Genomic DNA, 5426 nt, shown 5'->3' on the forward strand with positions numbered 1-5426 from the left:
GGGGGGGGGGGGGGGGGGGGGGGGGGGGGGGGGGCGGGGGGGGGGGGGGGGCCCCCCCCCCCCCGCCCCGGTGCTAGACCCCGCGCCGCATCGCGCGGGTGCCCAGGAGCAGGCCCACCATGGCGACCGCGACCGCCGCCAGCGCGCCGTAGGCCACCGAGGGGTCGGTGAAGTCGCCCGCGAACAGGGCGCGCTCGGCGTCGGCGATGTAGGCCACCGGGTTGGCCGCCGCCACGGCCCGCAGCCACGACGGGCCGAAGTCCAGCGGCAGCAGCACGCCCGAAAGCAGCAGCAGCGGGAACAGCAGCATCTGGGTCACCATGTAGAAAAGCTCCCCGTTGGGCTGGGCCGCCATGGCCAGGGTGAACGACAGCGCCCCCAGCCCCACGCCGAACACGGTGAGCAGCACCAGCCCGGCCGCGATGCCGGGCGCGTGCACGGTGAAGCCCATCGGCACGGCCAGCGCCATGATCAGCACCGCCTGGGCCACCAGCAGGACCGACTCCTTGAGGGTGCGGCCGATCAGCATCGCCGTGCGGTTGAGCGGGCTGACCATCATCCGCTCCAGCGAGCCGCCCAGCAGCTCGGTCAGCAGGTTGTAGCCGGCCATCATCGGCCCGAACAGGCACTGGAGCACGAGGATGCCGGGCACGAACCACTGCCACGGCGCCTCGCCGCCGCCGAACCCGCCGGTGCCGCCCAGCAGCGGGCCGAACAGGAACAGGAACAGCAGCGGCTGGGCCATCGTGAACGCCAGGCCGAGGGGTTCGCGCAGGGTGGGGGTGATCTCGCGGGAGAACACCGTCCACACGTCGCGGACGAAGGAGGTGCGCCGCACCGGGACGACGTCGTCGGCGCCGGCGCCGGGGGCGCCGGGGTGGGTGGTCGTGGTCGCGGTCATGCGCGGTCCCCTTCCGGTGCGGCGGCCGAGGCGGCCGCGGGCTGGGCGGTGGTCGGGCGGGCGGCGTCGGCGCCTTCGGTTCCCTCAGCGGCGCCGGCGCCTTCGGCCTCGGCCTCGCGCAGGGTGCGCCCGGTGAGGGCGAGGAAGACGTCGTCGAGGGTGGGGCGGGCGGTCTCGGCGGTGGCGACGCGCACGCCCTCGCCCTCCAGGACGCGCAGGAGTTCGGGGAGCGCCGCATCGGCGCGCGGCACCCGCACCCGCACGGCGCCGTTCTCGACGGCGACCCGGTCGGCGCCGAAGACGCGGCCGGCGGTGGCGGCGGCGCGCGCGGTGTCGGCGGGGTCGTGGGCGGTGAGCGTCACCCGGTCGCCGGCCAGGTCGCCCTTGAGCCGGGCGGCGGTGCCGTCGGCGATGACGCGGCCGTGGTCGATCACGACCACGCGCTCGGCCATGGAGTCGGCCTCCTCCAGGTAGTGGGTGGTCAGGAACAGGGTCATGCCGTACTGCTCGCGCAGCCGCAGGATGTGCTGCCACACGTCGGCGCGGGTGTGGGGGTCCAGGCCGGTGGTGGGCTCGTCCAGGAACAGCAGCGGCGGGCGGTGGATGAGGCCCAGCGCGATGTCCAGGCGGCGGCGCTGGCCGCCCGACATCGTTGAGGGCCGGCGGGCGGCCAGCGGCGTGAGGTCGAGCATGTCCATGACCTCGGCGGCCCGGCGCCGCGCCTCGCGCCGGGTCAGGCCGTAGGCGTAGCCCTGCGCCACGAGTTCGTCGCCGGCGCGGAACTGCTCGCCGGCGCCGCTGCTCTGGCCGACGTAGCCGATCCGGGCGCGCACGCCGTCGGGGTCGGCGGCGATGTCGCGGCCGGCGACGGTGGCGGTGCCCGAGGTGGGCGGCAGCAGCGTGGTGAGCATCCGCAGGCTGGTGGACTTGCCGGCCCCGTTGGGGCCGAGGAACGCGACGAGCTGGCCCTGCTCGACGTCGAGGTCCAGGCCGCGCACGGCCTCGACCACCTTGCGCTTGACCGTGAAGCGCCGGGTCAGGCCCCGGGCGTGGATCATGTCGCCTCCGTGTTTTCGGGCGGGTGGGGAAACGGCGAAGAAGCCCATGCGGGCACGGTGAATACACCCCTTGGGCATGCGTGGTTTGGGAACCCTCAATTCTTAGCCGGACTGCTCCGCCCAAGCAAATGCGAACGCTACATTCATATTTCGCTGACCTGCGAAAACACCGATGACACCGTCCCCGGGAACTGCCGCGTGAATGGCCGCCGCGCAGGCGGACGGCATTGCGGAGAAAAACTCGTGTGCGGATACGGAAAAACCGCCGCCGCCCGGGTGGGCGGCGGCGGCTCGGGGATCGGGAAGGCCGGGAGGACCGGCCGGGGCCGGGTCAGCCGAGTTCGGGCACGCGCGGCAGGTAGCGCTCGAACAGGCGGGCGTTGGAGTCGTCGCCGCCGTGCGTGTTGGACGACCGCCACAGCGGCAGCCGCAGCCCCGAGGCGGCGGCGCGGTCGTGCAGTTCGGCCAGCAGCAGGTTCCACAGGAAGGTGTTGGCCAGGCTGGAGGCGGCGCCGGTGACCGGGGCCGAGGGCGGGTAGGCCACGTCGCCGGGGTTCACCCCGGTGTCGAGCACGTGGTCGGCCTCCTCGCTGAGCGTGGTGCCCGCCCGCCGGGGCGCGGCCGCGTTGCACGCGCGCGAGGTCACCGCCACCACCGGGATGCGGCGGTCGGCGGCCTCGCGGGCGAGTTCGACGGGGTAGGGGTTCACGCCCGAGGTGGAGAACACGAACAGCACGTCGCTGTCACCGGGCCGCGCCTTGGCCATGACCTCGGCGGCCAGGCCGGCGCGGCGCTCGGCGGCGGTGCTGGCCGAGGCGCCGTGCACCGGCAGCAGTTCGGGGGCGTACAGCGGCTTGACGGTCGCCAGGCCGCCGGCCCGGTAGAACGCCTCGGTGACGGCGTTGAGGGAGTGGCCGGCGCCGCCGGCGAGGATGACGCCCTCACCGCGCACCACGCGCTCCATCAGCACGTCGGCGACCTCGGCCAGCGCCGCCTCGTTCAGCCGCTGGACGCGGGCCAGCTCCGCGCGCATGAGCGCGCCGAAGTCGGCCGCCTCCACCGCGTTGGCCTGTGGCTCCACCGTGGGGGTCCTCTCCTGTGACACGGGTGCTGCTGCGGGGCGGGGGTGCGGCGGGCGGCTCACAGCCAGCCCTGGCCGGACAGCTCGCCGCGGAGCTGCTCGGCCAGGCCGCTCTTGTCCAGGAAGTTGTCGACGCTGACCACGACCGGGGCGATCCCGGCCAGCTCGCCGGTGTGCATGCCCTGGCCGATGATCACGTCTGCGTTCATGCCGCGGGCGCTGGAGATGTCGGTGTTCTGCACGGCGGCCTCGACGCCGAGGTCGCGCAGGGCGTCCTCGGCGGTCATCTTCAGGATGAGGCTGGATCCCATGCCGACTCCGCAGACGGTCAGGACGGACAGCGGGCGGGACGCGGGCATTGCGGTCTCCTCGGCGGTGTGGTCGGGATCGTGGTCGCGGGGGGTGCGGGGGGCTCGTATGCGGGGGCGGGGCGCGTCAGCCGCGCGGGGGCTCCTCGGAGCGGGCGGGCGCGGCCGTGTCGGACGCGGCGGGCTTGGCGGGCTCGGCCGGTGTGGCGGGCTCGGCGGGGGCGGGCGCGCCGCCGTCCTCGGCCTCGGCCGCCTCGTCCGTCGTGTCCCCCGTGCTCACGCGCTCCGCGCGTTCGCGGCGGCCCTCGCGCACCGACAGCCAGGCCAGGACGCCCACGGTCAGCGCGGCCACCGCGATCGGGATCGGCCAGACGCCGGGCACGACCGCGCCGACGCCAATCAGCAGCCAGGCGATGAAGTACCAGTCGGGGTCGGCGAGGGTGGCCAGCTCGGGCGCGGTGCCGCCGAGCATGCCCCAGGTGACGGCCTGGCCGCCGGCCAGCAGCACGCCGTTGAGGACGCCGCCGATGAGGGCGCCGCGCCAGCCGGCGACGGCGTTGCCGAACACACCGCCGGCGCCGCCGCCGAAGAACAGCATGATCATCGGCGGCACGAGGGTGAACCAGCCCAGCCCGGCGAAGACGCCCAGCAGCACCAGGAAGGTGGCGGTGCTGGCGACGAACCCGAGCATGACGGCGGTGGGCGCGAACGGGAACAGGGTGGGGATGTCCAGGGCGGGCTTGGTACCGGGCACCACCTTGTCACCGATGCCCTTGAACGCCGGCACGATCTCGGCGAGGAACATCCGCACGCCGTAGAGCAGGATCGCGATACCGCCGGCGAACCGCAGCGCGGCGATCACGCCCCACGCCCAGGGGTCGATGGCGGGGTCGTAGGCGGCCGCGGCCTCGGCGACCACCTGGTCGTCGGCGAAGGCCATGGCCACCAGCAGGATCACGCCGATCACCAGCGCGGTGCTGACGTTGACGTCCTTGAAGAAGGAGAGCTGGCGGGGCAGCTTCAGGTTCTCGGTGCTGTGCCGCTCGGGGTCGCCGAAGGGCCGCGCCACCAGCGCGGTGATGAGCCCCAGGGACGAGGTGGTGTGGCCGAACCCGAAGTCGTCGCGGCCGGTGACCCGGCGCATGAACGGGCGCGTCCACAGCGGCTGGAGCGTCCAGTAGCAGGCGATGAGCACGGCACCGACCACCACCAGGACCGGCTGGGAGAGGTCGCCGAACGCCTCGACGAGGCAGGCGGTGATCACCACGCTGACCCAGAACATCAGGTGGCCGGTGAGGTAGACGTAGCGGGCGGCGCGGAAGACCCGCACCAGCGCAACGTGCAGCGCGAACCCGAGGGTGATGATGAGCGCGACCGTGCCGCCGTGGCTGGCGAGGAAGTCGTCCAGGGTGTTCTCGGAGGAGGGCGGCTCCAGGCCGACCGCGCTGGAGACGATCGTCTGGAAGCTGCTCAGGCCGCCGGTGAACAGGTCGACGCCCACGAACAGGATGATGATGCCCAGGGTGGCGCGCAGCGCGCCGCCGACGATGTCCTCGACGCGCTTGCCCTGGAGCACCAGGCCCAGCAGCGTGATCAGCCCGATGAGGATGGCCACCTGTCCGAAGACGTTGTTGGCGATCCAGATCAGGACGTCGCGTACGGTATCCATACACTCCTCCAGGGACACGGACACGGGGGCGGACCAAGGGGTCGTGAACTGGTCCGGTCCGGTCTATACCAGCCTGGCGCGTCGCTGATCACTACGTCAATGCACGCCAACGACTTTTCGGTAAAACCGCCCGCGCGGGGAGGAGTCCGCGCGGCGCGCCGCTCCCGGTCGGCGCCGGTGGGCGTGGCGGGGGCGGCGGTGCGCCGGCCACCGTGCCGACGCCCGGCCGCCGGGCACCCCGATGCCGAACACAGCGATGCCGGTCTTCTCCGTGCCGTCCGGCACGGAGAAGACCGGCATCACGCCCGGTGCGGCCGCCGGGGGGTCAGAGGGCGGCGCCCGCCCCCGCCGGCACCCGCGCCGGCCGCGCGGCGCCGGCCCGGCGGCACGTCTGGAGGATCTCGGCGGC

General features: G+C 74.0%; 5 protein-coding genes. All 5 read right to left on the bottom strand.

Going from position 1 to position 5426, the window contains the following annotated elements:
* Positions 1-73: 73 nt before the first annotated feature.
* The 5 genes from LG943_RS27495 to LG943_RS27515 all read right to left on the bottom strand — a co-directional run bounded on the left by LG943_RS27495 (position 74) and on the right by LG943_RS27515 (position 5017).
* A complete protein-coding gene (locus tag LG943_RS27495; RefSeq protein WP_270075296.1) occupies positions 74-901 on the bottom strand; it encodes an ABC transporter permease in 828 nt (275 codons plus the stop codon).
* Complete coding sequence (locus LG943_RS27500; protein ID WP_270075297.1) at positions 898-1959, bottom strand: ATP-binding cassette domain-containing protein; 1062 nt, start codon at positions 1957-1959, stop codon at positions 898-900. Before LG943_RS27500 ends, LG943_RS27495 begins: the two co-directional genes overlap by 4 nt.
* A gap of 331 nt (positions 1960-2290) precedes the next feature.
* Complete coding sequence (locus tag LG943_RS27505; protein ID WP_270075298.1) at positions 2291-3040, bottom strand: sugar isomerase domain-containing protein; 750 nt, start codon at positions 3038-3040, stop codon at positions 2291-2293.
* Between the two features lie 59 nt (positions 3041-3099).
* Positions 3100-3399 carry a PTS sugar transporter subunit IIB gene (locus LG943_RS27510; protein WP_270075299.1) on the bottom strand — a complete coding sequence of 100 codons (300 nt, stop codon included), beginning with the start codon at positions 3397-3399 and terminating at the stop codon, positions 3100-3102.
* 76 nt (positions 3400-3475) lie between these two features.
* Entirely contained in the window at positions 3476-5017 is a 1542-nt protein-coding gene (locus LG943_RS27515) for a PTS ascorbate transporter subunit IIC (RefSeq protein WP_270075300.1), read from the bottom strand.
* Positions 5018-5426: the final 409 nt, after the last annotated feature.

Origin of the sequence: Streptomonospora mangrovi (genome assembly GCF_027604915.1) — a bacterium.
Classification (GTDB): Bacteria; Actinomycetota; Actinomycetes; order Streptosporangiales; family Streptosporangiaceae; genus Streptomonospora; species Streptomonospora mangrovi.